A 23614-nucleotide genomic window follows, 5' to 3' on the forward strand; every position below is an offset into this window, starting at 1 on the left:
CATCAGACCTGCGCAGGATCGCGCCTCCTGGAGCGTTGCCTGATCAGCAAATCACGCAGCGCCTGCACCTTTGGCGAATCGGCTCCCTTCCGCCAGATCAGATAGGTATCGGCGCGATTCTCGCCCGGCGGCAGGCGATGGACCTTGAGCCGCCGGCTCTCCGGAAACGTCGTCAGCACGCTTCTCGGCAGCAGTGCGACGCCCATGCCGGCGACGACACATCCGAGCATGGCATGATAGGAGCCCAGTTCGATGGTGCGCTCCGGCATTTGATCGCGCAGCGCATACCAATCCTCCAGTCGCTTGCGGTGCGGGCAGCCATGCTCGAACGCGATGATGGTGCGCGGGAAGTAGGCATTTTTGCCCTTGCCGATCGCCGGCGTGCCGGCGGCGGAAACGATGACGGGCTCTTCCTCGAACACCGCCACCTTCTCGAACAGCGCGTCCGCAATCGGCAAGGTCACCAGCGCGGCATCGAGTTCACGGGCCAGCAGCGCCTTTGAGAGCGTCGGCGGATTTCCGGTGCGAAGTTCGAAGGCCACGTCCGGATAAAGCCGATGATACTCATTCACCGGTCGGGGCAAGCGGACGGCGGCGGTGCTCTCCATTGCACCCAGGCGAAAAACGCCGCGCGGCCGTGGATCCTGCAGCGCATTGCGCGCCTCTTCGGCCAGCGCGAGGAGCCGGTCGGCATAGTCGATCAATATTTGCCCGGCCGGCGACAGATGCAGGCGCTTTCCTTCGCGAATGAAGAGTGAAACGCCGATATCCTCCTCGAGCTGGCGGATGCGCGTCGTCACATTGGACTGAACGCGATGCAGACGCTGCGCGGCTCTGGTCACACTGCCTTCGCGGACCACGGCACTGAATATCTTCAAATCGGACAGATCCATCTATCTCTCATAGAGATTATATTTATCATTATAATTCATTTTATATGATTATCACACCATCGTAAAGCCATCGCATCGCGGCGCTTCAAACGGCGCAAGCGCGAACGATGGAGCGGATGATGCAGGTCAAAAACCGGATTGAGGCCGCCACCCCCGAAATCCAGCTGAATTCGCCCGCTGATTATTCCGCAATGAAAGAAAGGCTCATTCGGGAAGCGCGGGTCGCGCAGGCCGCAGCTGTTCGAGCGGCGTTTGCCGGGTTGATCGCAGCGGTCGTCGCCTTCGCAACGCGGCTGAGCCATCCGCCATGCCTGCCGTCGCCTGAACCTGAACACGGAGATTGATCATGCCCAAAGCCTACTGGATCGTGCGCGTCAGCGTTCGGCAGCCCGAACGCTACCCGGATTACCTCGCGGCGGCGCGGCCGGCATTCGAGAAATTCGGAGCGAAGTTCATCGTACGCGGTGGCCCATTCGAACTCATGGAAGGCGATGCGCGCGATCGTAACGTCGTCGTGGAGTTCGCCGATCGCGAAACGGCGATGGCCTGCTACCGGAGCGCCGAATATCAGAAAGCGAGAACGATCCGCCAGCAATATGCGGATGCCGACTTCATCATCGTCGAAGGCGCTTGATGAAGGTCGGCAGCGCTATGCGACGGTGCGCTCAAACCCCCGCCACCGACGACCAGATATCTGCAAGCTTGCGCCTGAACGCCTGCCGGCGCGTCAGGGGCACGGCCGCTTCCTCATCCTCGGGCAGCCGCAGGCCGACCACGTTGACCCGCCCGCCGCTGATGCTGCGTGCGACCAGCACAATGGGATCCAGCACCAGCTCAGCGCCTTCCTTGGGCGCACGGTCGAGATGAATGTCGAAATAATCCGCCAGCGTCAGCTTCGCCTGCTCCTCCCCGGCCGATACGCCGTAGATCTCGGCCAGCTCGCCGAGCGTGTGTTCGCCCGATACCATGAAGTCGCCGAGCAGATGCGGGTCGGGCGCCGAGCTCGGCGCCATGTCGACGAAGAAGCGATCCAGCGCCTCGGCTTTTTCCGGCGGTGCCAGCAGATAGAGGTAGTCGCCGGCCGCGACCGGATCGGCTTCGACAGGCGAGAGGATGCGCTCGTCGCGGATCACCAGCGTCGGCTTCGACCAGGATGGCAGCAGGCCACGCCGGAAGTAGAGACTCTTCGGCCGAACCGGATAGCCGACCAGTTGCTGTTCGAGCTGGCCCGGCAGATCGAGCTCGACGCGCCGCGGACCGCGGTCGACGCGTGGCAGCGCCACATGCAGCCACCGCGCCGCCGGCGCCAGCGTCCAACCCTGCAGCAGCAGCGAGATGACGACCACGACAAAGGCGACGTCGAAATAGAGATAGGCTTTCGACAGCCCGACCAGCATCGGGATCGAGGCGAGAAAGATCGCGACCGCACCGCGCAGGCCGGTCCAGGCGATGAAGACCTTTTCGCGCCAGTTGAACCGGAATGGCATGAGGCACAGCAGCACCGCGAGCGGCCGCGCCACCAGCATCAGCACCAGCGCCACGACCACCGAGGGACCCACGCTGTCCAGAAGGCGCTGCGGCGATGCCAGCAGGCCCAGCAGAACGAACATCACGATCTGCGCCAGCCAGGTCGCGGCGTCGAGAAACGTCACCACCGAATTATGCGCGCGCGTCGGCCGGTTGCCGATGATGATGCCGGCGAGATAGACCGCGAGAAATCCGGAGGCGTGCGAGATCTGCGCCACGCCGAAGATCACGAGCGCAGCGGTCGTGACAAAGGGCGCATGCAGGCCTTGCGGCAGCGCCATGCGATTGAGCGCCACCACCACCAGGCGGCCACCGATCACGCCGAGGACGGCGCCGAGCACGCCTTCGCGCGCGAGCTCCAGCACAACATGCGCGGGCGAGCTCTCGCCGAGTGAAATGAATTCGACCAGCATCAGGGTGAGAAAGATCGCGAACGGGTCGTTGGTGCCGGATTCGGCTTCCAGGGTTGCGCCGACGCGGGGACGCAGGCGCAGGCCCTGGGTGTGAACGAGCAGGAACACCGCCGCGGCATCGGTCGATGCCACCACGGCGCCGACCAGCAGCGCCTCGGTCCAGTTCAGATCGAGCGCATATTTGGCGGCCGGCGCGGCAACCAGCGCGGTGACCAGCACGCCGACGGTTGCCAGCACCATCGATGGCGCCAGCACAGTACGGATGCTTTGAAACCTGGTTCGCAGACCGCCGTCGAACAGGATCAGCGCCAGCGCCACCGATCCCACCAGATAGGTGGTGCGGACGTCATCGAAGGAGAGCTGGCCCGGCCCGGCATCGCCGGCCAGCATGCCGATCAGGAGGAACACCAGCAGCAGCGGCGCCCCGAAGCGCAGCGCGAGCAGGCTCGACAGGATGCCCGCCATCACCAGAACAGCGCCCAGAAAGATGGCGATGCTGACCGAGTCGAGAGAAGCCATGAATCTCCGCAGTAACCTCAACAATCCTGGCAAATACTTGCAATTGCATCCTTATCGTTGCCACAGTTGAACGCCAACCCATTTCTGCGTTAGTGGCAATGTGCCCGATTTTAGGGGCCTGACCTGCCCCCGCGCCTGCTGTGCCGATGGCATCCGCCCGGCGCTTATGAGAATCTGCCTGCTATTCGCGAATCAACTTTGTCCGGCGGGCCGGGCAGCCCCAAACGAGATTTGGCCGATGGACCTGAAAGAGATCATCGAGTTCTTGCACGCTACCGCGCGCTCGCTCGGCGCCGAGGTCACCTCGCCCTGGTTCTATCTGCAATTTGGCCTGATCCTCACCGCCGGCGGCATTGCCTGGGCCAGCGAGGCATCCATTCGCGCCCGCGTCGACATGACCTCGCTTGCGATGCGGTGGCCGGTAGCGCTGCGCCGCTTCGCCCACGTTCTGGTCGGCAGCACCTCCACCGTCGTGTTCGCGATCCTGGTGATCGTGGAGCGCTTCGTGATGGTCCACTCGACCTGGCCGAGCCGCAGCTATTTGCTGGCGGTTTCCGCCAAGCTTGCGGTGGCCTGGCTCGTGATCCGGCTGGTGACGTCGGTCATTCGCAACGAGTTCATCGTCAGGCTGGTGTCGCTGTCGGCCTGGCTGGTGGCAGCTCTCAGTGTCATCGGCCAGCTCGAGCCGACCCTGCAGTTGCTGGATTCGGATTCCGTCTCGATCGTTCTCGGCGGCTTGCGGCTGACGCCGCTGGTTCTGATCAAGCTCGGCGCGCTCCTGATCCTGGCGCTATGGCTGACCAACATCGCCAGCAATTTCATTGAAAGCCGGATCAACCGCTCCGCCGACCTCACCCCGTCCATTCAGGTGCTGCTGGTCAAGATGATCCGGATGGGGCTCTTGACGGTCGCCGTCATCGTCGCGCTCGGCGCCGTCGGCATCAACCTTTCGGCGCTGGCGGTGTTTTCCGGCGCGGTCGGCGTCGGTATCGGTATCGGCCTGCAGAAGATCGTCGCCAATTTCATCTCAGGGATCATCCTGCTGGCGGACAAGTCGGTGAAACCCGGCGATCTCGTCACCATCGGCGACAGCTCGGGCCGGATCAGCGCGATGAAGACGCGCTACATCTCGGTCGCCGCCGGCGACGGCCGCGAGTTCCTGATCCCGAACGAGGATCTGGTGACGCAGAAGGTCGTGAACTGGACCTATACCGACAAGAACACGCTGGTGAAGGTGCTGTTCAGCACCAATTACGACGCCGATCCCCGCCTCGTCTGCAAGCTGGCGATCGAGATCGCTGCGGCTGCCCCGCGCGCCATCAAGAACAAGCCGCCGAACTGCATCCTGACCGAATTCGCCGAGGCCGGCATGAAGTTTTCGCTGACCTTCTGGATCGCCGATCCCGATGGCATGGACAACGTAAAGAGCGAGGTGATGCTGGCGCTGTGGGACGCCTTCAAGCGCGAGGGGATCCGTGTTCCCTATCCGGTCCGCGAAATCCGCGTCCGCGGCGGTGCGCTGCCGGTCGAGCAGGTGGTGGAAGTTTCCGGCTAGATGCAAGTCTTTTTGGAGCTCCGGCGCCTTAACCTCGACTTGCCGCAGACCGCTCTGATCACTAAATTAGACCATTAAACCAATCGTTCCCGTTCCTCCGAAGCATGACCGCCCCATGAGCTATATTGAAGCGTCTGACACCTCTTTGCGAAAAACCGGCCAGATTAAACTGCATGGCGCGAGCGGGTTCGCCGGCATGCGCAAGGCGGGCGCGCTGGTCGCAAAGTGCCTCGACGAGCTCACCGACATCGTCAAGGCAGGCGTTCCGACCTCCCGGATCGACGAATTCGTCCGCGACTTCGCCTTCAACCACGGCGCCTATCCGGCGACGCTGATGTATCGCGGCTACCGCTATTCGACCTGCACCTCGATCAATCACGTGGTCTGCCACGGCATGCCCGGCGACCGCGCGCTGAAAGAGGGCGACATCGTCAATATCGACGTCACCTTTATCGTCGAAGGCTGGTACGGCGATTCCAGCCGCATGTATGTGATCGGCCCGATCGCGCGCAAGGCCGAGCGGCTGATCGAAGTAACCTATGAAGCCATGATGCGCGGCATCGCTGCGGTGAAGCCCGGCGCCACCACCGGCGACATCGGCCACGCCATCCAGAGTTTCGTCGAGCCGCAGGGCATGAGCGTGGTGCGCGATTTCTGCGGCCATGGGCTGGGACGCATGTTCCATGACGAGCCGAACATCATCCATATCGGCCGGCCCGGCGAGGGCGTGATGCTGAAGCCCGGCATGTTCTTCACCATCGAGCCGATGATCAATCTCGGCAAGCCGCATGTAAAAATCCTGTCGGACGGCTGGACCGCGGTGACGCGCGACCGTTCGCTGTCGGCACAGTTCGAGCATTCGGTCGGCGTGACCGCGACCGGCGTCGAGATCTTCACGCTGTCGCAGCGCAACGGCGAGAAGCCACTGACTCCGGCATAGTTGGGCTCCGGCATAATTGGGCGGAAGCCTGGTTCCAGCCTGCCAACGATCCAGCCACATAACCGAATGAGTTCGCAGGCAGGGCGCCACGCGAGCAAACTCATCGCGGCTTGTTGCGCGCGGGAATCGAAACATTGGCCAGGTGCGGCGCGCCGTTCGGAAGGCTGTCGAACAAGACCACAATCTGCGCCTTGTCGCCCGTCATATCGAGAACCGTCACGCCCTCGGCCTTGCCTGTTTTCATCTCGCCGTCGACCTGCCCTGTCACCGCCGCGAGCGGCCCGATCGGCGTCACCCTGTCTTTGGCCGGATCGACGACAAAGAGCTTGAAGGGGACTTCCGGCCCATGGGCCGCGCCGGCGACGACGAGCAGACGCTTGTCGGGCAATGGCGCGAGGTCGCGGATTCCCAGCCCATCAAGATCGATCGGAACGACTTCGGGCTTGGCTTTGCTTCGCTTGTTTCCGGCCTTGAACAGGTCGGCGATATCGCCGGATACCAGATAAGCGGTTTTGTTCTTGCGCACAGGTCCCCGCAAGCCGAACCAGATCGTGTCGCCCTGCACCGCGACGCCTTCGATGTTCAGTCCGTCAGCGGATTCCAGATCCTTGCCGAAAAATGCCGCCGCCTTTCCGGTGCGTTTCAACAGATCCGAGACGCGATAGGTGGTCTCAACCGCTTGCGCGAAGTTTTCGCGCGCCAGCGGCCTGCCGGCGCGATCGGCCGGTTGTCCCTGCCGATCGACCCGCACCCGCGCGAGGATAAAGGAAGATAGCCGGAACTTGCCCCTGGAGCGTCCGCATCCGTGCGAACCGGCGACATAAAAATAGCGCGCGGCATACGCGACCCCCTCACCGTCCAAATCCTTGAAATCATCTGCTTTCTCGCAGGTCTCGTCCGGTGGACGTCCGAGCGTCCGTGAGTCCGGCGCGCTGCCGATCAACGGCACAGGGTCTCCGACGACCATGCGATCTTCCTGGATCGCGGCGAACTGCGCGTTCTTGTTCTCGTCGTTGACCAGCAGGCACTTTCGCGGCGTGCCTTCCGGCAGGCAAGCCATCCCGCTGATGTCGGTCGCGGCCGCGCCTTCACTGACCGCAAAGTCACCCTGGATCGTCATTCGCTTGAGGGGGATGGACGAGGTCTGTTGCGCCTCAGAGCTGCCACCAATGCAGCCCAGCAAGCCCATGGTGACGAGGGCGAAACGTACCGAACGCATTTCTCTTTCCTCAAGACAAGCGTGTCGATAAAATGCACTGCAACCCATCATTGCATCCGTCACAATTCGTTGCAACAGGGAGCTGACGGTGACGACGATAGAACGGGGAGCGAAACTGGTTGCGACCTACCTCATCGCATGCGCCGTTTTCTTCGCAGGCCAGAGCAACGCGGCCGAGGACCCCCTGTTCGTAAGCAAGAGGATCACGCCGCAGGGCGAGTATACTCCCGGCATCGAAGGTCCCGCGGTCGACGCATCCGGCAACCTCTACGTTGTCAATTTTCAACAGAGCGGCAGTATCGGCAAGGTCGCGGCTGGCGCCTCGCAATCCCAGCTCTTCGCATTGCTTCCTGTGGGCAGCATCGGTAACGGCATTCGTTTCGATCGCGGCGGGCGGATGTACGTCGCTGATTTCAAGAAGCACAATGTCTGGGTCATTGAACGCGGCGAAACCACGCCGCAGGTCTATTTTCATTCCGATCGGTTCAATCAGCCAAACGACCTGGCGATCGCGGCGGACGGCACGCTCTATGCCAGCGACCCGCAATTTGCATCGCCCGCGGGCGGCCAGATCTGGCGCATTACCCGCGGCGCGGACGGCAAAGGTCGCGGCGAAGTGATGTCCAGCACAAGGCGCCTCGGCGTGACCAACGGAATCGATCTGAGCCCGGACGGCGCGACGCTTTACGTCAGCGAGTCGAATTCGCGGCAGGTATGGGCCTATCGCCTCGATGGCAGCAAATTGCTCGACCCGCGGCTGGTCAGGGGTTTTGCGGATTTCGAGGTCGACGGCCTGCGTACCGACCTCGACGGCCGGATTTATCTCGCGCGGCTTTCGGCCGGTAAAATCGCCATCATCGGCGCCGATGGATCGCTCCAGCGCGAGGTGCCCCTGAACGGAAAACAGCCGACCAACCTCACCTTTGGCGGTCCTGACGGCAAAACCGTGTTCGTGACCCAAAAGGAAGGCCGCTTCATCGAGGCGTTCCGCGTGGACCGTCCCGGCCGCGAGCCATGCCTGCAAGTGCCCGGTAGGTGCTGAGACGCCGGAACGCGAAGAAACCGCTGAACGATCTTGATGCCATCATAAGGGGAAGGACGAAGAGTGGGCCAGCGCAGCATGTATATCTGGAAGCTTCGTGAAGTGGTGGCCGCGGAAGGCAGTCCGGCAGAAATTATCGCGAAAGCCAAACGGGCCAACCTTTCAGCGCTGTGGGTGAAAGTTGCGGACGGAACTTCGCGTTATGCGAATGTGAGAGATGGTGTTGCGCGCGACTTCAAGGAACTGATCCGCCTGGCGCGTGACAACGGTATCGAGATTTGGGGCTGGCAGGTCCCCCATTGCGCGACGACTGCCGTTGCGAAGAAAGAGGCCAAGCTGCTCGGCGATCTCGTTGAGGAGTTCGAACTCGACGGCATGATCATGGATGCCGAGGGAACGAGCGCATACTTTCATGGCGACCTGGCGGAAGCGAAGGCTTACGCCGCTGCGATGCGGCAAATTGCAGACAACCTCGAAAAACCGCTTGGAATATCCAGCAACGACATTCCGCAAAATATCGACGGCTGGCTGCCGAAATTCAACGAGATCGCCAAGAAGGCGCATATCAACTTCCCGCAAACCTATTATGGCGCCAGTCCCAGCGTCGCCAACCGCGTCGACCGCGCGGAGACGGGCAATGCACATTTGACGATTCCGTTCGTCCCGGTCGGCGCGGGCTTCATTGGAACGGCCGAAGGCGGCTGTGCCTCGGCGTCGGCCTGCGCCGAGCGCGCCCGGGAATTCATTCGGCTGTGCAACGCCAGAAATTACCAAGGCTACTCATTCTGGCATTGGGGCGGAGCCCCGATGACGTTGTGGGAGGTATTGAATACCGTTCAACCCTAGATCCTCAGCGGAATCGTCAATATCGACGTCACCTCATCGTCGATGGCTGGTACGGCGATTCCAGCCATGAACCCGATCGACCCGCGGACAAGCCATCTGTTACCGCACAATTGGGGCCGGCGGGTCATCCTCGTCCTGCCTCCCGGCGGGTCCTCCCGCACCGCCGCAACCGCCTGTCATTGAGCCGGAATCGCACCGGAATATGCTGGGTTGTGCGGGGTAGCATGTAGCGTGAGCCCTTCGGAACAAAGGGCCAGGCGGGCTTAAGGATCAACAAAAGGGAGCAAGGGCAATGTTCGAGATTTCACGTCGCGATCTGGTCCTCGGGAGCACGGGGGCAGCGCTCGTTTTCGGCCTCAAGGCGCCGGTTTCATTCATCGGCGCGGCGCATGCGCAGCGCGCCGCGGACAGCCTCAAATACAAGGTCGGCGACATCGAGGTCTTCAGCCTGCATGACGGCAGCATCGAGCGGGTTCTGGCTGACGGCTTCGTCAAGAACGCCTCGCTCGACGACGTCAAGAAGGCTTTGACCGCCAGCGGGATCGGCCCGGACAAGTTCGATAACTGCTCGCGGCAATGTGCGGCGCATTCAGTCCACCTTCCCGACCTGGAAGAACATCAAGCAATATGCCGACGGCGCCGAACTGGTCCCCGGCGTGCGCGCCATTGCCACGCCCGGCCACACCGTCGGCCACATGTCCTTCCTGGTGGCATCGGGCGGGCAGCAACTGTTCATCCAGAGCGACGTCACCGGTATCCCTCAGTTGTTCGTCAAGAATCCCGGCTGGTTCTCGATGTTCGACACGGATGGCCCCCAGGCGGAAGCCACGCGGCGCGCGTTCTTCGATCGCGTCATTGCCGAAAAAGGCATGATCGCCGGCTATCATTTCGGTTTCCCGAACGTCGGCACGCTGTCGAAGGACGGCAACGGCTATGCGTTCGCAGCCGTGAAGGCCTGATAGCGCGGCTGGCTTGAAACTACCGGAGGCGCCGTGCTTCGCGCGGCGCCTTTTCCTCTATCCGAAATCGTCGGCTGGCCTGACACTTCAGAGTTGCAAAAGCTGACCGGCACGGCAATTGTTAGTGCCGATGCCCGCCAAGACCAGTGATACACCAGATCAACCCACCGAGACGCCGCATTATCACGGCCACCGTGAACGGCTGCGCGAGCGGTTTTACAGTGCCGGGCCGGAGGCGCTGAGCGACTATGAACTGCTGGAGATGGCGCTGTTTCCCGCTTTGCCCCGGCGCGACACCAAGCCGCTGGCGAAGGCGCTATTGAAAAAATTCGGCTCGTTCGCCGAAGTCATTCATGCGCCGGTCGCCCGCCTGCGCGAGATCGATGGCATCGGCGAGGCCTCGATCAACCAGATCAAGCTGCTCGCCGCGGCGGCGAGCCGGGTGGCAAAGGGCGAGATCAAGCGCAAGATCGCGCTATCGTCCTGGAACGACGTAATCGAGTACTGCCGGACCGGCATGGCGTTCGCCGACAAGGAGCAGTTCCGCCTGCTGTTCCTCGACAAACGCAACCAGTTGATCGCGGATGAAATTCAGCAGACCGGCACCGTCGACCACACCCCGGTCTATCCGCGCGAGGTGATCAAGCGCGCGCTCGAACTATCGGCGACCGCGCTGATCCTGGTGCACAACCATCCTAGCGGCGATCCGACGCCCTCGCAGGCCGATATCCATATGACCAAGGCGATCGTCCAGATCGCCACCCCGCTCGGCATTTCCGTGCACGACCACATCATCGTCGGCAAGAACGGTCATTCGAGCCTCAAGGCGCTGAAGCTGATCTAGTAGGGCGTGAACCCATAAATTCAGAGGAGGAGCGCATTCCGGACTCAAGTCAGATACCGCGCAAGATCTGAAAAGTGCCGATACTGTTGAAAAAGTCGAAAATCGAGCGGCCCCAAAGATCTCGCGAATGTCAGTTTTTGGTTGTCTCTGCCGCGGGGAGCCCTTGTAAGACAAGTACGGGAGTCACTGGTCGGTTTTGCGCGAATCGATGAGGTCCCCCACGTCGCCGAGCGTTAGACGCACCAATAGTGCTGAAAAATTTCGTTCATAAGCTGAAGAGGACTTCTTCAACGGTATCTGCCAACAGGCGACATCGGAAAGAACAAAGCCTCCTATCGAGGAGACCGTAGTTAGGCGGTTGTATCCCGGCGAATTGGCCCAATCCTTTTTCGCTGATGACTGGAAATTCTCAGGACCGCTGGAGCGTGTCTCTCGCTGCGAGTTGAGGGACCTGGAGCGCAAGGGACAAAATTGGCCGAGCTTCGGAGGCACGATGTCTACAAGACGCCCCGTGTACCGTGTGACCCGATCGCAGGACCGAAAGCGAATCGTGCTGCTTCAAGAAATCCAAGTATACTACCGATTATCAACGTGCTCTCAATGCCTTGACTTGCCGGTGGTGGTGCTTTGGCGCTATGCCGTAGTGCTCGCCACCCGTGCATGCGACCAAAGGACCCAAGGTGCAGTTCCTGTTCGCCGACTACGTACTTGACCTTAATCGGCGGGAGCTCACCCGCGGCTCGGCCGCAATTGCAATTGGCCCAAGGGTGTTCGACCTGCTGGTCTACCTGGTGCAAGCCCGCGACCGCGTCGTCACCAGGGATGAACTGCTGGACACCGTGTGGAGCGGGCGCATCGTCTCTGAATCAACGCTCACCAGCCATATCAACGCGGTGCGCAAAGCTATTGGCGATAGCGGCCAGGAACAGCGCCTGATCCGAACGATTGCCCGCAAGGGCCTCCGGTTCGTGGGCGAGGTTGAGGCAAAAGGCCCCGATAGCGCCATCATCCGAAACGCGGAGCAGGCTAACTCGAATGAGCGCCAGGAGCCGTCTCTTCCTGACAAGCCCTCGGTTGCCGTCCTGCCGTTTCAGAACCTGAGCGGTGATCCCGAGCAGGAGTACTTCGCCGATGGTGTTGTTGAGGACATCATCCTGGCCTTGTCGCGGATACGCTGGCTGTTCGTTATCGCCCGGAATTCGAGCTTCACATACAAGGGCAGGGCCGTGGATGTCCGACAGGTGGGGCGCGAATTGGGCGTGCGATATGTGCTTGAAGGCAGCGTGCGCAAGGTGGCGACAAGGGTGCGCATCACCGGGCAACTCATTGATGCGACCAATGGCGTGCATCTCTGGGCCGAGCGTTTCGAAGGCACCCTCGACGACATCTTTGAGCTGCAGGACACGGTCGCCGCAGGCGTCGTCAGTGCGATCGCGCCGCAGCTTGAGCTTGCCGAAATCGAGCGTGCGAGCCGAAAGCCGACCGAAAGCCTCCACGCCTATGACTATTACTTGCGTGGATTGACCAAATTTCACCTTGCGACCAGGGCCGGCCTCGATGAGGCATTGCCGCTATTCTACAAGGCGATCGAGCTCGATGCGGAGTTCGCCTCCGCGTATGGAATGGCGGCGTGGTGCTACTACTGGCGCAAGATGAATCGTTGGCTCAACGATCGAGAGGCAGACGGCAACGAGGCTGCGCGATTGTGCCGACACGCCGTGACGCTGGGAAAGAATGACGCGGTCGCTCTGACCAGAGGCGGGCACGCATGGCCTCATTTTGGCGGTGACCTCGAAAGTTGCGTCACCTATGTCGACAGGGCCATGGTGCTCAATCCCAATCTCTCGACGATCTGGTACCTCGGCGGGTACCAGCGAATTTCCCTCGGCAAACATGATAGTGCGATCGAATATTTCACGCGTGCCATGCGCCTCAGTCCGCTGGATCCGGAGACATTTCAAATGCAGACCGGAATCGCGATGGGGCATTTGTATTCCGGGCGATTTGATGCGGCTGTCGCCTGTTTAGAGATGGCATGGCGGGAGGTACCGAATGTGCTGCGGGTTGCGGCCTTTATGGCCGCAAGCCATGCGCTGGCAGGCCGGGAGGAAGAAGCGCGACAAGCCATGCACCACGTGCGTCGGCTCGATCCCACGCTGCGCATTGGCAAGCTCGATGACTGGCTGCTGGTCCAACCGAAGGATTTCGCGGTAGCCGTGGAAGGCCTGCGAAGAGCGGGATTGCCGGAGTAACGGCACCGCTTACTCCTGCTTCTACCCCCCGAAGGATCAGAAGATCGAAAAGCCGCGGTCCAACAGGGATGCGTCCGAATCGTCTTTGAGTTCCCGCCTGCCGGCGTCAGACAATAATCTTCGGCTATCCGGATTATCGTGTGGAATGCCGCGCGTGCGCCGTGGCCTTGACTGCTGTAGGCGCTTCCAATCCTTCGCTACCCGGATTCCTGGGTGACACCGCGGGAATTTTCTGAGCGACTGCGGGCATTGGCTTACGCCTGCCGATACAGAATGATCGGAACTCCCGGAGCAAGTTGGTTCAGGAAGTCGAAGTCGCCGACATTCCCTGTCAATATGCTGGCACCGATACCCCGCGCCTGAAGATAGATGAGCGCATCGTTGAGGTATTTCCGCTCATGACCCGCACCCTTCGGCGCGCCGCTGAGACGAACGAGCTCACCCGCAAGCATTCCCGCTTCGCCCCACATTGCCGTGTCTGGAGCTTGCAAGCGATGCTGCGGAATGTCTTCAATCACATCCCGTACCGTTTGCAGAACCCCACTCGTTGAGGGGTGGGCCGGATCGAGCCGCCCGAACACATGCGTTAGTTCGGCTAGGCAGACGGCCGAGTGGTGGCAGACGCGATATGTCAGCAATTCATCGACGGCGTCCGGCGTGCGTGCCTGCAAGACGTCGAGGTAAACGCTGGTATCGAGAATTAGCGCGCCGCCGATGAGCGGCTCGTCGGATGCCCAGGCAAGCTCGGAATCCGCTCGTCGCGTCAACCGCTCCAAACGCTTGTGCGGCTTCAGCCTCCGCAACGTTCCCTGGAGATCAAATGGCAAGATCGATATCTGCCGGGACGCTTCCCTTGCGCCGGACAAGACGCGCGCCGAAATCGTCTTCGAGCGCCAAGCGCGACAACGCGAGCTCTAGAAGTTCGGTATCGGAAGATACGTGAGCCCGCTTCTTTGCCGCTTCGATCAGGCCTGCCGGCACGCGCCCGGACAAGCGCGTGTTCTTGGCCTCACCGAGCAGCCCGACGGCGCGCGCCTGCTCGAGCACGAGCCGATTGCGCTTAAGCGCAATGTGCTCCTCGGTCTCTGTCGACGTGCGGGTCCGCATAACCATGGCAATCTCCAGCGTTGAACAAAATATAACAATTGTTCAACACCCTTGCAAGGCGGGAAATGAGGCCTTGTCCGGTAATCGGTGCGCGACCACCGTGCACGCGCTCGCGGCTACAACATCAACCGGCGGCTTGGCCCCGACCCGGCGCGCGATGTTCAACACGAAATTCCGAATGGCCTAATCTTCAAATGAAATTGGCGCTCCGCGCGCCGCTTGGACAAATTTCCAAGGTAAATCCAATCGCAATCCAACATGGCTGCAAGGCTTTTCGGCCAGCTTGGGCGCAATCTCCCCTCGCTTTCACAAGCAAGGCCATTGGTGGCCCGAAAGTCGAGGGAAAGTCATGAAGATTGTCATTATTGGCGGTACCGGGCTCATCGGAACGAAGCTCGCGAGCAAGCTCCGTCAGAAAGGCCACGAGGTGATCGCGGCATCTCCCAGCACGGGTGTCAACACGATCACCGGCGAGGGTCTCGACAGAGCGCTTTCGGGCGCCGAGATTGTCGTCGATGTTGCAAATTCGCCCTCCTTCGAGGACCGTGCGGTTCTGAAATTCTTCGAAACGTCAGGCCGCAATCTTCTCGCCGCCGAGGCCGCCGCCTCGGTACGCCATCATGTAGCGCTGTCCGTTGTCGGGGTCGACCGCCTTTCGGAAAACGGTTACTTCCGCGCCAAGCTGGTGCAGGAAAGCCTGATCAAGGCCTCGAAGATTTCCTACTCGATCTTGCGCGCGACCCAGTTCTTCGAGTTCGTCGGCGGGATCGTCGATTCTTCTGCTGATGGACAAATCGTCAGGCTGTCGCCTGCCCTGTTTCAGCCCGTGGCTTCGGACGACGTCGCTGCCGCCCTGGCCGACGTCACGCTCGGCGGTCCGGTCAACGGCATCGTTGAGCTGGCCGGACCGGAACCGTTCACTCTCGATGACTTCGCCCGGCAATATCTGACGGCGACAAAGGACCCGCGCAAGGTCGTCGCCGACATCCATGCTCGCTATTTCGGAGCAGAACTGGACGATCGGTCTCTCACGCCGGGCCAGAATCCCCGGCTCGGCGCCGTACGTTTCGAGGACTGGCTGGCCGGGCTCCGCCAGTGACGGGCACGACCAAGGCCCGCAAATCGATACTCACGACGCCCGGCGCATCGCGAGCAAGACAGGGCCCGCGCGTCTGCTTGCCGTTTCGTCGTGGATAGCGACGAAAAGAACCTGACCATTCCGGATCATGACGACTAGCGGGAGCTGCTCGTCATACCGTACCCGGCTTCCCTAGCCCGAGGACAAAACCATGAGTAAGCCGATCTTGCGCGATTCCTCGCATGAGGATCCGTCGGCGGCGTCTGAGGCGCGCCAACACCAGTCGCCCGATGCCGACCGGCGCCCTGCCGATGTGGAGATGGCGCGCGTGCTCAGGACCGCGCCCCTTCGCATGGCCTCCGACCCGTCCAGCGGCGCAATCGCCTATTGGAAACATGAGCCCGTGCACGACGTCGTCGAGCCCATGGCTGATCACGTCATCATGACTTACCCCGCCGGCTCGCAGCGCCTGGAGCGGCGCACCGGGAGATCAGCCGCGATTGCAACGGCGCGTCCCGGGGGTGTGACGATCATTCCGGCCGGTTCGACCTCCCGGTGGGACATTCACAAGCCCATGCATGTCGTTCAGCTCTACCTTCCGCACAGAACGCTCGAACGTGTTGCCGGCGAAGCCGACCTGGCCGCTCCCGGCGATCTCCTGGAAAGAACGGGGCACACCGACCTCATTACATCCCGATTGCTCATGAGTGCGGCGGATGCGCTTGAGGGCAGCGCGGCGTTGGATGCCCTGTTCAGGCAGCAACTGACGGATCTTTTGGCCAACCGTCTACTGGCCGCGCACGCCGGCTCGCCGATCGTGTCCCCGCCGGTCGTGGGCGGCCTCGCGCCGAAGGTCCTGCTCCGCGCCATCGAACGCCTGCGTTCCGATAGCGATGCGGACGTCTCGCTCGCAGCGCTCGCTTCGGATGCTGGACTGTCGCGCTTCCACTTCTGCCGTGCCTTCAAGGAAAGCACCGGGCTTTCGCCGCATGCCTGGCTGCGCCAGCACCGACTCGAGCAGGCCATGAACATGCTGCGCGACACCGACGCGTCGGTCGTGTCGGTTGCCGCCGCGCTTGGTTATGCCTCCCAGACCGCCTTCGCTGCGGCGTTCAGGCGGCTGACCGGAGAAACCCCGAGCGATTGGCGACGACGCTTTCGGTAACAGCAATCGCTCTGCGATGGCAGCAATCGCGCTGGCGCAGCCGCAGGACTGGTTCGCTAAGACATCACGGAGCATTCGCCAACACCAGGGAAGACAAGAAAATGGTCAGGAACAAATCCATCAGCCAGCTTGCAACTACTTCGCGCCGGAAAGTGCTCGCAAGCGCGCTCATTTACGCGACTTCGCTCACCGTCCGCTCCTCTTCGGCGACCGGCAAGGAAAAAGACTCTTCGACATTCCCCTCTCAAAGGACTGATCCCATGACCTCCGTCACCACCAAGGATGGCGTACAGATCTTCTACAAGGACTGGGGACCGAAATCCGCCCAGCCCATCGTCTTTCACCACGGCTGGCCGCTGAGCTCCGACGACTGGGAGACGCAGATGCTCTTCTTCGTCGGCAAGGGCTATCGCGTCATCGCCCATGATCGCCGCGGTCACGGTCGCTCAAGCCAGGTGAGCGACGGCCACGACATGGACCACTATGCCGCCGATGCCGCGGCGGTCGTCGAGCACCTCGATCTTCGCAACGCCATTCACGTCGGCCATTCCACCGGCGGCGGCCAAGCCGCGCGCTACGTCGCGCGTCACGGCAAGGATCGCGTCGCAAAACTGGTACTGATCAGCGCCGTGCCGCCGTTGATGCTTAAGACGGAAGCCAATCCCGGCGGCCTGCCGATCGAAGTGTTCGACGGCCTACGCAAGCAGCTCGCCGCCGGCAGATCGCAGTTCTATCTCGATTTCGCCAGCGGCCCGTTCTACGGCTACAACCGTCCGGGCGCCAAGGCATCGGAAGCAATCATCTGGAATTGGTGGCGCCAAGGCATGATGGGCGGCGCCAACGCGCACTATGACGGGATCAAGGCGTTCTCGGAAACGGACTTCACCGAGGACCTGAAGAGCATCACTGTGCCCACGCTCGTCCTGCACGGTGACGACGACCAGATCGTGCCCGTCGCCGATTCTGCGCCGCTGTCGGCGAAGCTGCTGAAGCGCAGCACTCTCAAAATCTACGAGGGGCTGCCGCACGGTATGTGCACGACCCATGCCGACCTCATCAACGCCGAGCTGCTCTCGTTCATCGCGGCCTAGCGCCTTCGCTTACGTCTTTTCATCGAAAACACTCAAAACCAGGATCAAACCACATGCGACTAGTCATCATCGGCGCCGGCTTCGCCGGCATGTACGCTGCACTTTCCGCCGCCCGCCTGCGCGACATCCAGGGCGTTTCGCCCGAAGAACTCGAGATCGCGCTGGTTGCACCGGAGCCGACGCTGGTGGTCCGCCCGCGGCTTTACGAACCGAAGCCCGAAACCCTGACCGCGCCGCTGCTTGACGTCCTCAAGGCGATCGATGTCGACTACATTCAGGGCAGCGCCGAGACGATCAACACCGATGCTCGAACGGTGCAGATCACGACTCCAAAGGGCCCGCGAAAGACTCTGTCCTACGACCGTCTCGTGGTGGCCACCGGCAGCCGCCTCTTCCGCCCCAACATTCCGGGCCTTGCAGATCACGGCTTCAGTGTTGACTCGCTCGATGACGCAATCGCGCTCGACAAGCATCTACACAGCCTGGCCGACCGGCCGGCCATCAACGGGCGCGATACGGTTGTCGTCGCCGGCGGCGGCTTCACCGGCATCGAGGCAGCAACGGAGCTGCCCGCGCGCTTGCGCGAAATCCTTGGCAAGGACGCCAAGACACGCGTGATCATCGTCGACCGCAACAGTGCGATCGCTCCCGACATGGGCGAAGGCCCTCGCCCAGTGATCGAGGAAGCGTTGCGCAAGCTCGGCGTAGAGACCCGGCTCGGGGCCGGCGTCGCCTCGCTCGACAAATCCGGCGTCACCCTGTCGACCGGCGAACACATCGAAACCGAGACAGTGGTCTGGGCGGCCGGCATCCGCGCCGCGCCGTTGACGGCGCAGATTCCCACCGAGCGCGACAATTTCGGCCGGCTGCTGGTGGATCGCGATCTGCGCGTGCCGGGTGTCGCCGGCGTCTTCGCCACCGGCGATGCTGCGCGGGCCGCATGCGACGACGAAGGCAACTACGCGTTGATGTCGTGCCAGCACGCCACGCGTATGGGCGCCTTTGCCGGCAACAATGCCGCCGCCGAACTCCTGGGCGTTTCGACCAGGCCGTATCACCAGAAGGCCTACGTCACCTGCCTCGACCTCGGCGAAGCTGGCGCTCTGTTCACGCGCGGCTGGGAGCGCAAGGTCGAGATGGTCGGCGACGTCGCCAAGAAGACCAAGCAGGAGATCAATACTGTCTGGATCTACCCGCCCCGCGCCGAGCGCGCCGCGGCGCTCGCGTCGGCCGATCCGGAGCGCGTGACCAATCTCTAGACGCCCCAAGCGATGGCGGCCGCGCTCCCCTGGCTGCGCGGCCTGCTCAACCAAGACCAGCCAGAACCAAACCAACCAGGCACCTTTACCATGAAACAGGAGACGATCATGAACCTGCACAATACCTCATACCCCGTTACATCGGGACCCGAAGAGCTCGTTCCGTCGCGCTACGCGCTGAAGGTAGGCGACATTGATGTGCTGGTGGTCAGCGATGGAGTGCTGCCGCTCCCAACCCAAATGTTGGGACACAACGCCGACCCGGCCGACCGCGCGGCCTGGCTGAAAGACATGTTCCTGCCGCAGGACGCGTTCGACTGGGCGCTGAACGTGGTCGTGGTGCGTAGCGGCGGCAAGACCATCCTCATTGACGCTGGACTAGGGTCCGATCCGGACTTGAACTTGCCGCGGGCCGGCCAGTTGATCAAGCGACTGGAGGCCGCCGGCATCGATCTCGGGTCCGTGACCGACCTGGTGCTGACCCACATGCACATGGACCACATTGGCGGGCTGCTCGTCGAGGGGGTGAAGGAGCGACTGCGTAAAGACCTGCGGATCCACGTGGCGGCCGCCGAGGTCAAGTTCTGGGAGTCGCCCGATTTCTCCCACACCTCCATGCCGCAGGGTTTCCCGGATGCGCTTCGGTCGGCCGCCAAGCGGTTCGTGAGCGAGTACGGGAGCAACCTGCGGACGTTCGATGAGGAGCACGAGATTGCGCCGGGCGTGGTCGCCCGTCGCACCGGCGGTCACACTCCCGGGCACAGCGTGGTCCGCGTGGCGTCCGGCGATGACGGGCTGACGTTCGCCGGCGACGCCGTGTTTACTGTCGGGTTCGAGCAGCCCGACTGGCACAACGGTTTCGAACACGACCCCGAAGAGGCGGCGCGCGTTCGGGTCCGTCTTTTGCGGGAGCTGGCTAAGAGCGGCGAGATGCTGGTGGCCACTCACCTGCCGTTCCCGTCCATCGGACGGGTGGCGGCCGACGGCGACGCCTTCCGTTTCGTACCGGTCTTCTGGGACTACTGACCGCTCGTTGGGTTAAGGCCGAACCAGGGCGCGTGTATGAGTTCGCGCCCTGGTTCAATACCTCGCAACCACTGAGCCGCTGAAACCGAAGCGGTCGCTTAATGCCCGCTTTGACCAACTTCCAACTTTACAGATGAGTCGAACGAACATGCAGAACGAAAAAGTCATGATCATAACGGGCGGCAGCTCTGGCATCGGTCGGGCGGCCGCGCTCCGTTTTGCCAACCAGGGCGACAAGGTCCTCATCACCGGCCGCCGCGCCGGCCCCGTCGAGCAAACGGTGGCGGCGCATAAGAATATCGCGGGCATCGTTGCGAATACCGCCTCTGCTGAAGACGCCAGGCGGACCATCGCCACGGCGGTCGACAAGTGGGGCCGAGTGGATGCGCTCGTCAACAACGCCGGCGCGGGCGCCATCCTTCCGTTATCGGATGCGACAGCCGATCGGATCACAGACATCTTTTCCGTCAATGTGTTCGGTCCGAGCCTGCTGGCCCGCGCCGCCCTTCCTCACCTGAAGGCGACGCAGGGCACCATCATCAACATCTCCTCGACCTTCGGTCACCGGCCGGCGGCGGGACTATCCCACTACGCCGCCAGCAAGGCGGCGCTGGAACACCTGACCCGCTGCTGGGCGCTCGAACTCGCGCCGCTCGGAATAAGGGTGAATGCGGTCGCGGCCGGGCCCACGGAATCCGGCGCCTTGACCGGGATGATGGGGCTATCTGCGGAACAGGCAGAAGCCGTCAAGGAAGACGAGCGCGCACGGATTCCACTCGGTCGGCGCGGCGTTCCCGACGACGTCGCGGAATGGATTGTCCAGCTTGCGGGCCCCGCCTCGCAATGGCTGACGGGCCAGGTTCTCGCCGTCGATGGCGGCTTGGGACTGGCTTAGTTTCCAAGCTGCCGTGCGGTCCGACCTGAACGAAAGGCTCACGCACTGACATCGAAGCTGATCTGGCGAAGTCTGCTTTGTGGCAGAGCGGACCTTGTTGCGCACATCATGCGTGATGAGTGGCACCGTGCAGGAGTCATCGGGCGATCTCCGTCAAGGTCAATAGACATCGCGCCTCAGGGCGAACGAAATACGATCTGGAAATAGTTGTCGCATGCGTGCGGCGTGAGTGTTCGCTACCGCCGCCGCTACGTGCAAACCTTGATCAATGAGTGACCAAGGCGATCGTCCAGCTCGCCACCCCGCTCGGCATTTCCGTGCACGACCACATCATCGTCGGCAAGAACGGGCATGCGAGCTTGAAGGGGATGCGGCTGATCCAGTTGCTGCCTGCATTTACCATCTATTAACTATCCGCTTCGCGCTTTGGCGAACGCGTGAGAGAGTGGTTCATCGGATGAGAGGGGGTAGCTCATTCGAATGAGAGGGGATCGATGATGAATCAGCTAGCAGAGCGGATGAGGGTCGCGGCTCTTTCGATGAGCCCGGAGTATCTGGTCGACAAATTTCTGGACTGGCTCGAGGAACTGAGGAGCGCAATGGCGCTTGCTGAAATCAACAGTTTGGCCCGCAACGAGGCGCGAACCAAGGTGCTGTTCGATTGATTGACGACTAAAGCGCGATGGCACGGTCGAACCGCCATCGTGCTTTTATTGGCCGGGTGCGATGGCATGAAGCCATTGAAACAAGTCAGCACCGGGCCAAATGGAGTGGATGTTTGCCCAAATAGGCAAATTGCTATGCAGGCCGGAAGGGGATACGGCTGATCCAGCGTACTGCTAGCGCTCAATGATCGCCTATCCCAGCGAGCCGATCAGCATCGTGCCGCTGTAAGACCCCGCACGACGAAACCGCGACCGGCGATACTAAAATCAGGTGATCGCAACGCGAAGTTGCGCTAGTATCCACGTGTCGAACATCCGCGCCGCGTGCCGTCGCGTCGGGGAACCGACAAACCAACGTCGGGCAGGTTTTCGCATCGGAGGACCGTCATGACCAATACTTCAGGTACGATCGGAGATCCCCAGGCCGGTTCGGATACGGCGCCACTGCGTGCCAAGTCGGGCTGGATCATCGCACTCGGCGTCGTCTATCTCATCGCAGGATTTATCGCGCTTGGCAGCGTTGCGATGGCTACCGTCGCGAGCGTCCTCATCGTCGGCGTGATGATGATCATCGCCGGCGTCGCCGAAGTGTTCAGCGCCTTCCAGATCAAGAACTGGGGCAAATTCCTGCTCTGGGCCCTGCTCGGCGTGCTCTACATTCTCGCGGGCTTCGTCACGTTCCAGAATCCGCTGCTCGCGGCCGTGCTGCTCACCCTCATTCTCGGCGCAGCGCTGGTGGCCTCGGGCATCATGCGGATCTTCCTGGCCTTCAGCATGAAGCGGGAAACTCCCTGGATCTGGGTGGCGCTCTCAGGCGTGATCACGCTGCTGCTCGGCTTGTTGATCCTGGTGCGCTGGCCGGTCTCGAGCCTCTACATCCTCGGCCTGTTCCTCGGCATCGATCTCATCATCGCCGGTGCAGGCTGGATCGGAATAGGCTTCGGCCTGCGCCGCGCTCGTTGAGGTGGTTGTGGCGACTGCGCGCGACGCGGTCGATCGACGATTAGGAGGCGCCCATGCGCTGGATCTACCTCGCCGTCATCATCCTGTTCGCCGCCGCGACGATCATCTTCGCCGTGCAGAACTTCGAGATTGTCACCATGTCCTTCCTCGGCATCAATGCCCGCGTGCCGCTCGCGCTGCTGGTCGCCGTCGCCTACCTCCTTGGCGCGGTGACGGGCGGCAGCCTGTACGCGCTGCTGCGTCGATCCTACGAAGGGTCCAGACGAAGCATTGTGGGCTCGTCCTGACCTAGGGCACCGTTTCATCTCCGGCCGAGGAGGATGAAGATGGCAGAAACCGCGCGCGAACCGGTCCTGGTGGATCTCGCCTTGCAAGGCGGCGGCTCTCACGGCGCGTTCACCTGGGGCGTGCTCGACCGGCTGATCGAGGAGCCGTGGCTGCGGATCGAAGCGATCTCCGGCACGTCGGCGGGCGCGATGAACGCAGCGCTGTTGGCGGACGGATGGACGCAAGGCGGCGCCGAAGGCGCGCGGGCGGCGCTCGATACCTATTGGCGGCGGGTGTCTCAGGCTGCGGCGTTGAGCCCGCTGCAGCGTTCGCCGCTTGACCGCCTGATGGGCCGCTGGACGCTCGACACCTCGCCCGCCTATATCGCCATGGACCTGATGGCCCGCGTGGTTTCGCCCTATGATCTCAATCCGCTTGGCCACAACCCGCTGCGCGCGCTCCTCGCCGACAGCATCGATTTCGACCGGCTGGCCCGCGCACCAATCAGGCTGTTCGTTACCGCGACTAATGTGCGCACCGGCCGCGGCCGCATCTTCCGCAACAAGGAGATCACCGCCGACGTCCTGCTTGCATCGGCCTGCCTGCCGACCATGTTCCATGCGATCGAGATCGACGGCGAACCTTACTGGGACGGCGGCTATGCCGGCAATCCGACGCTGACGCCGCTGGTGCGCGAAAGCGACGCGCGTGACACCATTCTGGTGCAGATCAATCCGCGCGAACGGCCGGAGCCGCCGCGCACGGCAAATGAAATCCTCAACCGGCTCAACGAGATTTCCTTCAACTCGCCGCTGATGAAGGAATTGCGCATGATGGCGCTGCTGCGCCAGGTGGCGGACCCCGGACACGGCGAGGGCGCGCGCTGGGCCGGTATGCGCACGCACCGGATCATGACCGACGCGCTCACAGAGTTCGGCGCGTCGTCGAAGCTCAACGCTGAGTGGGCGTTCGTCTCGCTGCTGAAGGAAGAGGGCCGCAAGAGTGCCGACGCATTCCTTGAGGCCCACGGCGAGGATATCGGCAAGCAATCCACGACCGATCTCGACGCACTGCTCGCGGAATGCTGAG

Annotated in this window: 26 protein-coding genes and 1 pseudogene; 21 read left to right on the top strand and 6 right to left on the bottom strand. The window is 62.2% G+C overall.

Annotation, left to right across the window (positions count from 1 at the left end; all coding sequences use genetic code 11):
• Nucleotides 1-2: 2 nt before the first annotated feature.
• A complete protein-coding gene (locus V1294_RS00720) occupies nt 3-893 on the bottom strand; it encodes a LysR family transcriptional regulator (RefSeq protein WP_334494529.1) in 891 nt (296 codons plus the stop codon).
• A gap of 119 nt (nt 894-1012) precedes the next feature.
• On the opposite strand from V1294_RS00720, the gene V1294_RS00725 reads away from it, so the two are divergent.
• Together V1294_RS00725 and V1294_RS00730 are read left to right on the top strand one after the other, a co-directional pair.
• Nucleotides 1013-1237, top strand: coding sequence for a hypothetical protein (locus tag V1294_RS00725; RefSeq protein WP_334494531.1), 225 nt, complete (start codon nt 1013-1015; stop codon nt 1235-1237).
• A 2-nt stretch (nt 1238-1239) separates the two neighbouring features.
• Nucleotides 1240-1527, top strand: coding sequence for a DUF1330 domain-containing protein (locus V1294_RS00730; protein ID WP_334486559.1), 288 nt, complete (start codon nt 1240-1242; stop codon nt 1525-1527).
• Nucleotides 1528-1558: 31 nt separating this feature from the next.
• Here V1294_RS00730 and V1294_RS00735 read toward each other — a convergent pair whose 3' ends face one another.
• Nucleotides 1559-3352: a potassium/proton antiporter gene (locus V1294_RS00735; RefSeq protein ID WP_334494532.1), complete on the bottom strand. Its 1794-nt coding sequence runs from the start codon at nt 3350-3352 to the stop codon at nt 1559-1561.
• 238 nt (nt 3353-3590) lie between these two features.
• On the opposite strand from V1294_RS00735, the gene V1294_RS00740 reads away from it, so the two are divergent.
• Nucleotides 3591-4907 (top strand): mechanosensitive ion channel family protein, encoded by a 1317-nt coding sequence (locus V1294_RS00740; RefSeq protein ID WP_334494534.1) that lies wholly within the window; start codon nt 3591-3593, stop codon nt 4905-4907.
• 115 nt (nt 4908-5022) lie between these two features.
• Complete coding sequence (map, locus tag V1294_RS00745) at nt 5023-5847, top strand: type I methionyl aminopeptidase (RefSeq protein WP_334486575.1); 825 nt, start codon at nt 5023-5025, stop codon at nt 5845-5847.
• Between the two features lie 100 nt (nt 5848-5947).
• Here map and V1294_RS00750 read toward each other — a convergent pair whose 3' ends face one another.
• Complete coding sequence (locus tag V1294_RS00750) at nt 5948-7066, bottom strand: DUF3616 domain-containing protein (protein ID WP_334494535.1); 1119 nt, start codon at nt 7064-7066, stop codon at nt 5948-5950.
• Between the two features lie 88 nt (nt 7067-7154).
• On the opposite strand from V1294_RS00750, the gene V1294_RS00755 reads away from it, so the two are divergent.
• Both V1294_RS00755 and V1294_RS00760 read left to right on the top strand, forming a co-directional pair.
• Nucleotides 7155-8108, top strand: coding sequence for an SMP-30/gluconolactonase/LRE family protein (locus V1294_RS00755; protein WP_334494537.1), 954 nt, complete (start codon nt 7155-7157; stop codon nt 8106-8108).
• Between the two features lie 63 nt (nt 8109-8171).
• Entirely contained in the window at nt 8172-8954 is a 783-nt protein-coding gene (locus V1294_RS00760) for a hypothetical protein (protein ID WP_334486584.1), read from the top strand.
• Between the two features lie 370 nt (nt 8955-9324).
• Here V1294_RS00760 and V1294_RS00765 read toward each other — a convergent pair whose 3' ends face one another.
• Complete coding sequence (locus V1294_RS00765; protein WP_334494539.1) at nt 9325-9543, bottom strand: hypothetical protein; 219 nt, start codon at nt 9541-9543, stop codon at nt 9325-9327.
• Between V1294_RS00765 and V1294_RS00770 the strand changes: the two genes are divergently transcribed.
• The 3 genes from V1294_RS00770 to V1294_RS00780 all read left to right on the top strand — a co-directional run bounded on the left by V1294_RS00770 (nt 9533) and on the right by V1294_RS00780 (nt 13009).
• Nucleotides 9533-9913: a hypothetical protein gene (locus tag V1294_RS00770; protein WP_334494541.1), complete on the top strand. Its 381-nt coding sequence runs from the start codon at nt 9533-9535 to the stop codon at nt 9911-9913. The genes V1294_RS00765 and V1294_RS00770 overlap by 11 nt on opposite strands.
• 130 nt (nt 9914-10043) lie before the next feature.
• Entirely contained in the window at nt 10044-10757 is a 714-nt protein-coding gene (radC, locus tag V1294_RS00775) for a RadC family protein (RefSeq protein ID WP_334504436.1), read from the top strand.
• 680 nt (nt 10758-11437) lie between these two features.
• Nucleotides 11438-13009, top strand: a complete 1572-nt coding sequence (locus tag V1294_RS00780; protein ID WP_334494542.1) for a winged helix-turn-helix domain-containing tetratricopeptide repeat protein — start codon at nt 11438-11440, stop codon at nt 13007-13009.
• 254 nt (nt 13010-13263) lie between these two features.
• Here V1294_RS00780 and V1294_RS00785 read toward each other — a convergent pair whose 3' ends face one another.
• Together V1294_RS00785 and V1294_RS00790 are read right to left on the bottom strand one after the other, a co-directional pair.
• Entirely contained in the window at nt 13264-13836 is a 573-nt protein-coding gene (locus tag V1294_RS00785; RefSeq protein WP_334486594.1) for a type II toxin-antitoxin system VapC family toxin, read from the bottom strand.
• Nucleotides 13826-14122 (bottom strand): hypothetical protein, encoded by a 297-nt coding sequence (locus V1294_RS00790; RefSeq protein WP_334494544.1) that lies wholly within the window; start codon nt 14120-14122, stop codon nt 13826-13828. The genes V1294_RS00785 and V1294_RS00790 overlap by 11 nt, the downstream gene beginning before the upstream one ends.
• A gap of 343 nt (nt 14123-14465) precedes the next feature.
• Between V1294_RS00790 and V1294_RS00795 the strand changes: the two genes are divergently transcribed.
• The 12 genes and pseudogenes from V1294_RS00795 to V1294_RS00850 all read left to right on the top strand — a co-directional run bounded on the left by V1294_RS00795 (nt 14466) and on the right by V1294_RS00850 (nt 23613).
• The gene (locus V1294_RS00795; RefSeq protein ID WP_334494545.1) at nt 14466-15215 is read left to right on the top strand and encodes an SDR family oxidoreductase; all 750 of its coding nucleotides are present in this window, start codon (nt 14466-14468) and stop codon (nt 15213-15215) included.
• 190 nt (nt 15216-15405) lie between these two features.
• The gene (locus V1294_RS00800; RefSeq protein WP_334494547.1) at nt 15406-16359 is read left to right on the top strand and encodes a helix-turn-helix transcriptional regulator; all 954 of its coding nucleotides are present in this window, start codon (nt 15406-15408) and stop codon (nt 16357-16359) included.
• Between the two features lie 16 nt (nt 16360-16375).
• Entirely contained in the window at nt 16376-16615 is a 240-nt protein-coding gene (locus V1294_RS00805; RefSeq protein ID WP_334494549.1) for a hypothetical protein, read from the top strand.
• Nucleotides 16616-16619: 4 nt separating this feature from the next.
• On the top strand, nt 16620-17450 hold the full coding sequence (locus tag V1294_RS00810) for an alpha/beta fold hydrolase (protein WP_334494551.1): 831 nt from the start codon (nt 16620-16622) through the stop codon (nt 17448-17450).
• A gap of 53 nt (nt 17451-17503) precedes the next feature.
• Complete coding sequence (locus V1294_RS00815; RefSeq protein ID WP_334494553.1) at nt 17504-18709, top strand: NAD(P)/FAD-dependent oxidoreductase; 1206 nt, start codon at nt 17504-17506, stop codon at nt 18707-18709.
• 108 nt (nt 18710-18817) lie between these two features.
• Nucleotides 18818-19735, top strand: a complete 918-nt coding sequence (locus V1294_RS00820) for an MBL fold metallo-hydrolase (RefSeq protein ID WP_334504438.1) — start codon at nt 18818-18820, stop codon at nt 19733-19735.
• Between the two features lie 166 nt (nt 19736-19901).
• Entirely contained in the window at nt 19902-20630 is a 729-nt protein-coding gene (locus V1294_RS00825) for an SDR family NAD(P)-dependent oxidoreductase (RefSeq protein ID WP_334494555.1), read from the top strand.
• Between the two features lie 272 nt (nt 20631-20902).
• Nucleotides 20903-21040: pseudogene (locus V1294_RS00830) on the top strand (JAB domain-containing protein); the annotation flags it as partial.
• 87 nt (nt 21041-21127) lie between these two features.
• The gene (locus V1294_RS00835) at nt 21128-21295 is read left to right on the top strand and encodes a hypothetical protein (protein WP_190241623.1); all 168 of its coding nucleotides are present in this window, start codon (nt 21128-21130) and stop codon (nt 21293-21295) included.
• Between the two features lie 387 nt (nt 21296-21682).
• Entirely contained in the window at nt 21683-22258 is a 576-nt protein-coding gene (locus V1294_RS00840) for an HdeD family acid-resistance protein (protein ID WP_334494557.1), read from the top strand.
• A gap of 53 nt (nt 22259-22311) precedes the next feature.
• Nucleotides 22312-22545, top strand: coding sequence for a hypothetical protein (locus V1294_RS00845; protein ID WP_108512376.1), 234 nt, complete (start codon nt 22312-22314; stop codon nt 22543-22545).
• A gap of 39 nt (nt 22546-22584) precedes the next feature.
• Nucleotides 22585-23613: a patatin-like phospholipase family protein gene (locus V1294_RS00850; protein ID WP_334494558.1), complete on the top strand. Its 1029-nt coding sequence runs from the start codon at nt 22585-22587 to the stop codon at nt 23611-23613.
• Nucleotide 23614 lies beyond the last annotated feature (1 nt).

The organism is Bradyrhizobium sp. AZCC 1678 (assembly GCF_036924765.1).
Taxonomy (GTDB): Bacteria; Pseudomonadota; Alphaproteobacteria; order Rhizobiales; family Xanthobacteraceae; genus Bradyrhizobium; species Bradyrhizobium algeriense.

Excerpts from the sequence above, each read along its gene's own strand:
- V1294_RS00795 (WP_334494545.1), top strand. The coding sequence starts at position 14,466 with ATGAAGATTGTCATTATTGGCGGTACCGGGCTCATCGGAACGAAGCTC.
- V1294_RS00750 (WP_334494535.1), bottom strand. The coding sequence starts at position 7,066 with ATGCGTTCGGTACGTTTCGCCCTCGTCACCATGGGCTTGCTGGGCTGC.
- radC (WP_334504436.1), top strand. The coding sequence starts at position 10,044 with ATGCCCGCCAAGACCAGTGATACACCAGATCAACCCACCGAGACGCCG.
- V1294_RS00805 (WP_334494549.1), top strand. The coding sequence starts at position 16,376 with ATGGCAGCAATCGCGCTGGCGCAGCCGCAGGACTGGTTCGCTAAGACA.
- V1294_RS00815 (WP_334494553.1), top strand. The coding sequence starts at position 17,504 with ATGCGACTAGTCATCATCGGCGCCGGCTTCGCCGGCATGTACGCTGCA.
- V1294_RS00720 (WP_334494529.1), bottom strand. The coding sequence starts at position 893 with ATGGATCTGTCCGATTTGAAGATATTCAGTGCCGTGGTCCGCGAAGGC.
- V1294_RS00725 (WP_334494531.1), top strand. The coding sequence starts at position 1,013 with ATGCAGGTCAAAAACCGGATTGAGGCCGCCACCCCCGAAATCCAGCTG.
- V1294_RS00840 (WP_334494557.1), top strand. The coding sequence starts at position 21,683 with ATGACCAATACTTCAGGTACGATCGGAGATCCCCAGGCCGGTTCGGAT.
- V1294_RS00810 (WP_334494551.1), top strand. The coding sequence starts at position 16,620 with ATGACCTCCGTCACCACCAAGGATGGCGTACAGATCTTCTACAAGGAC.
- V1294_RS00850 (WP_334494558.1), top strand. The coding sequence starts at position 22,585 with ATGGCAGAAACCGCGCGCGAACCGGTCCTGGTGGATCTCGCCTTGCAA.
- map (WP_334486575.1), top strand. The coding sequence starts at position 5,023 with ATGAGCTATATTGAAGCGTCTGACACCTCTTTGCGAAAAACCGGCCAG.
- V1294_RS00765 (WP_334494539.1), bottom strand. The coding sequence starts at position 9,543 with ATGCGCCGCACATTGCCGCGAGCAGTTATCGAACTTGTCCGGGCCGAT.
- V1294_RS00800 (WP_334494547.1), top strand. The coding sequence starts at position 15,406 with ATGAGTAAGCCGATCTTGCGCGATTCCTCGCATGAGGATCCGTCGGCG.
- V1294_RS00825 (WP_334494555.1), top strand. The coding sequence starts at position 19,902 with ATGATCATAACGGGCGGCAGCTCTGGCATCGGTCGGGCGGCCGCGCTC.
- V1294_RS00735 (WP_334494532.1), bottom strand. The coding sequence starts at position 3,352 with ATGGCTTCTCTCGACTCGGTCAGCATCGCCATCTTTCTGGGCGCTGTT.
- V1294_RS00820 (WP_334504438.1), top strand. The coding sequence starts at position 18,818 with ATGAACCTGCACAATACCTCATACCCCGTTACATCGGGACCCGAAGAG.
- V1294_RS00790 (WP_334494544.1), bottom strand. The coding sequence starts at position 14,122 with ATGGTTATGCGGACCCGCACGTCGACAGAGACCGAGGAGCACATTGCG.
- V1294_RS00845 (WP_108512376.1), top strand. The coding sequence starts at position 22,312 with ATGCGCTGGATCTACCTCGCCGTCATCATCCTGTTCGCCGCCGCGACG.
- V1294_RS00835 (WP_190241623.1), top strand. The coding sequence starts at position 21,128 with ATGAATCAGCTAGCAGAGCGGATGAGGGTCGCGGCTCTTTCGATGAGC.
- V1294_RS00730 (WP_334486559.1), top strand. The coding sequence starts at position 1,240 with ATGCCCAAAGCCTACTGGATCGTGCGCGTCAGCGTTCGGCAGCCCGAA.
- V1294_RS00740 (WP_334494534.1), top strand. The coding sequence starts at position 3,591 with ATGGACCTGAAAGAGATCATCGAGTTCTTGCACGCTACCGCGCGCTCG.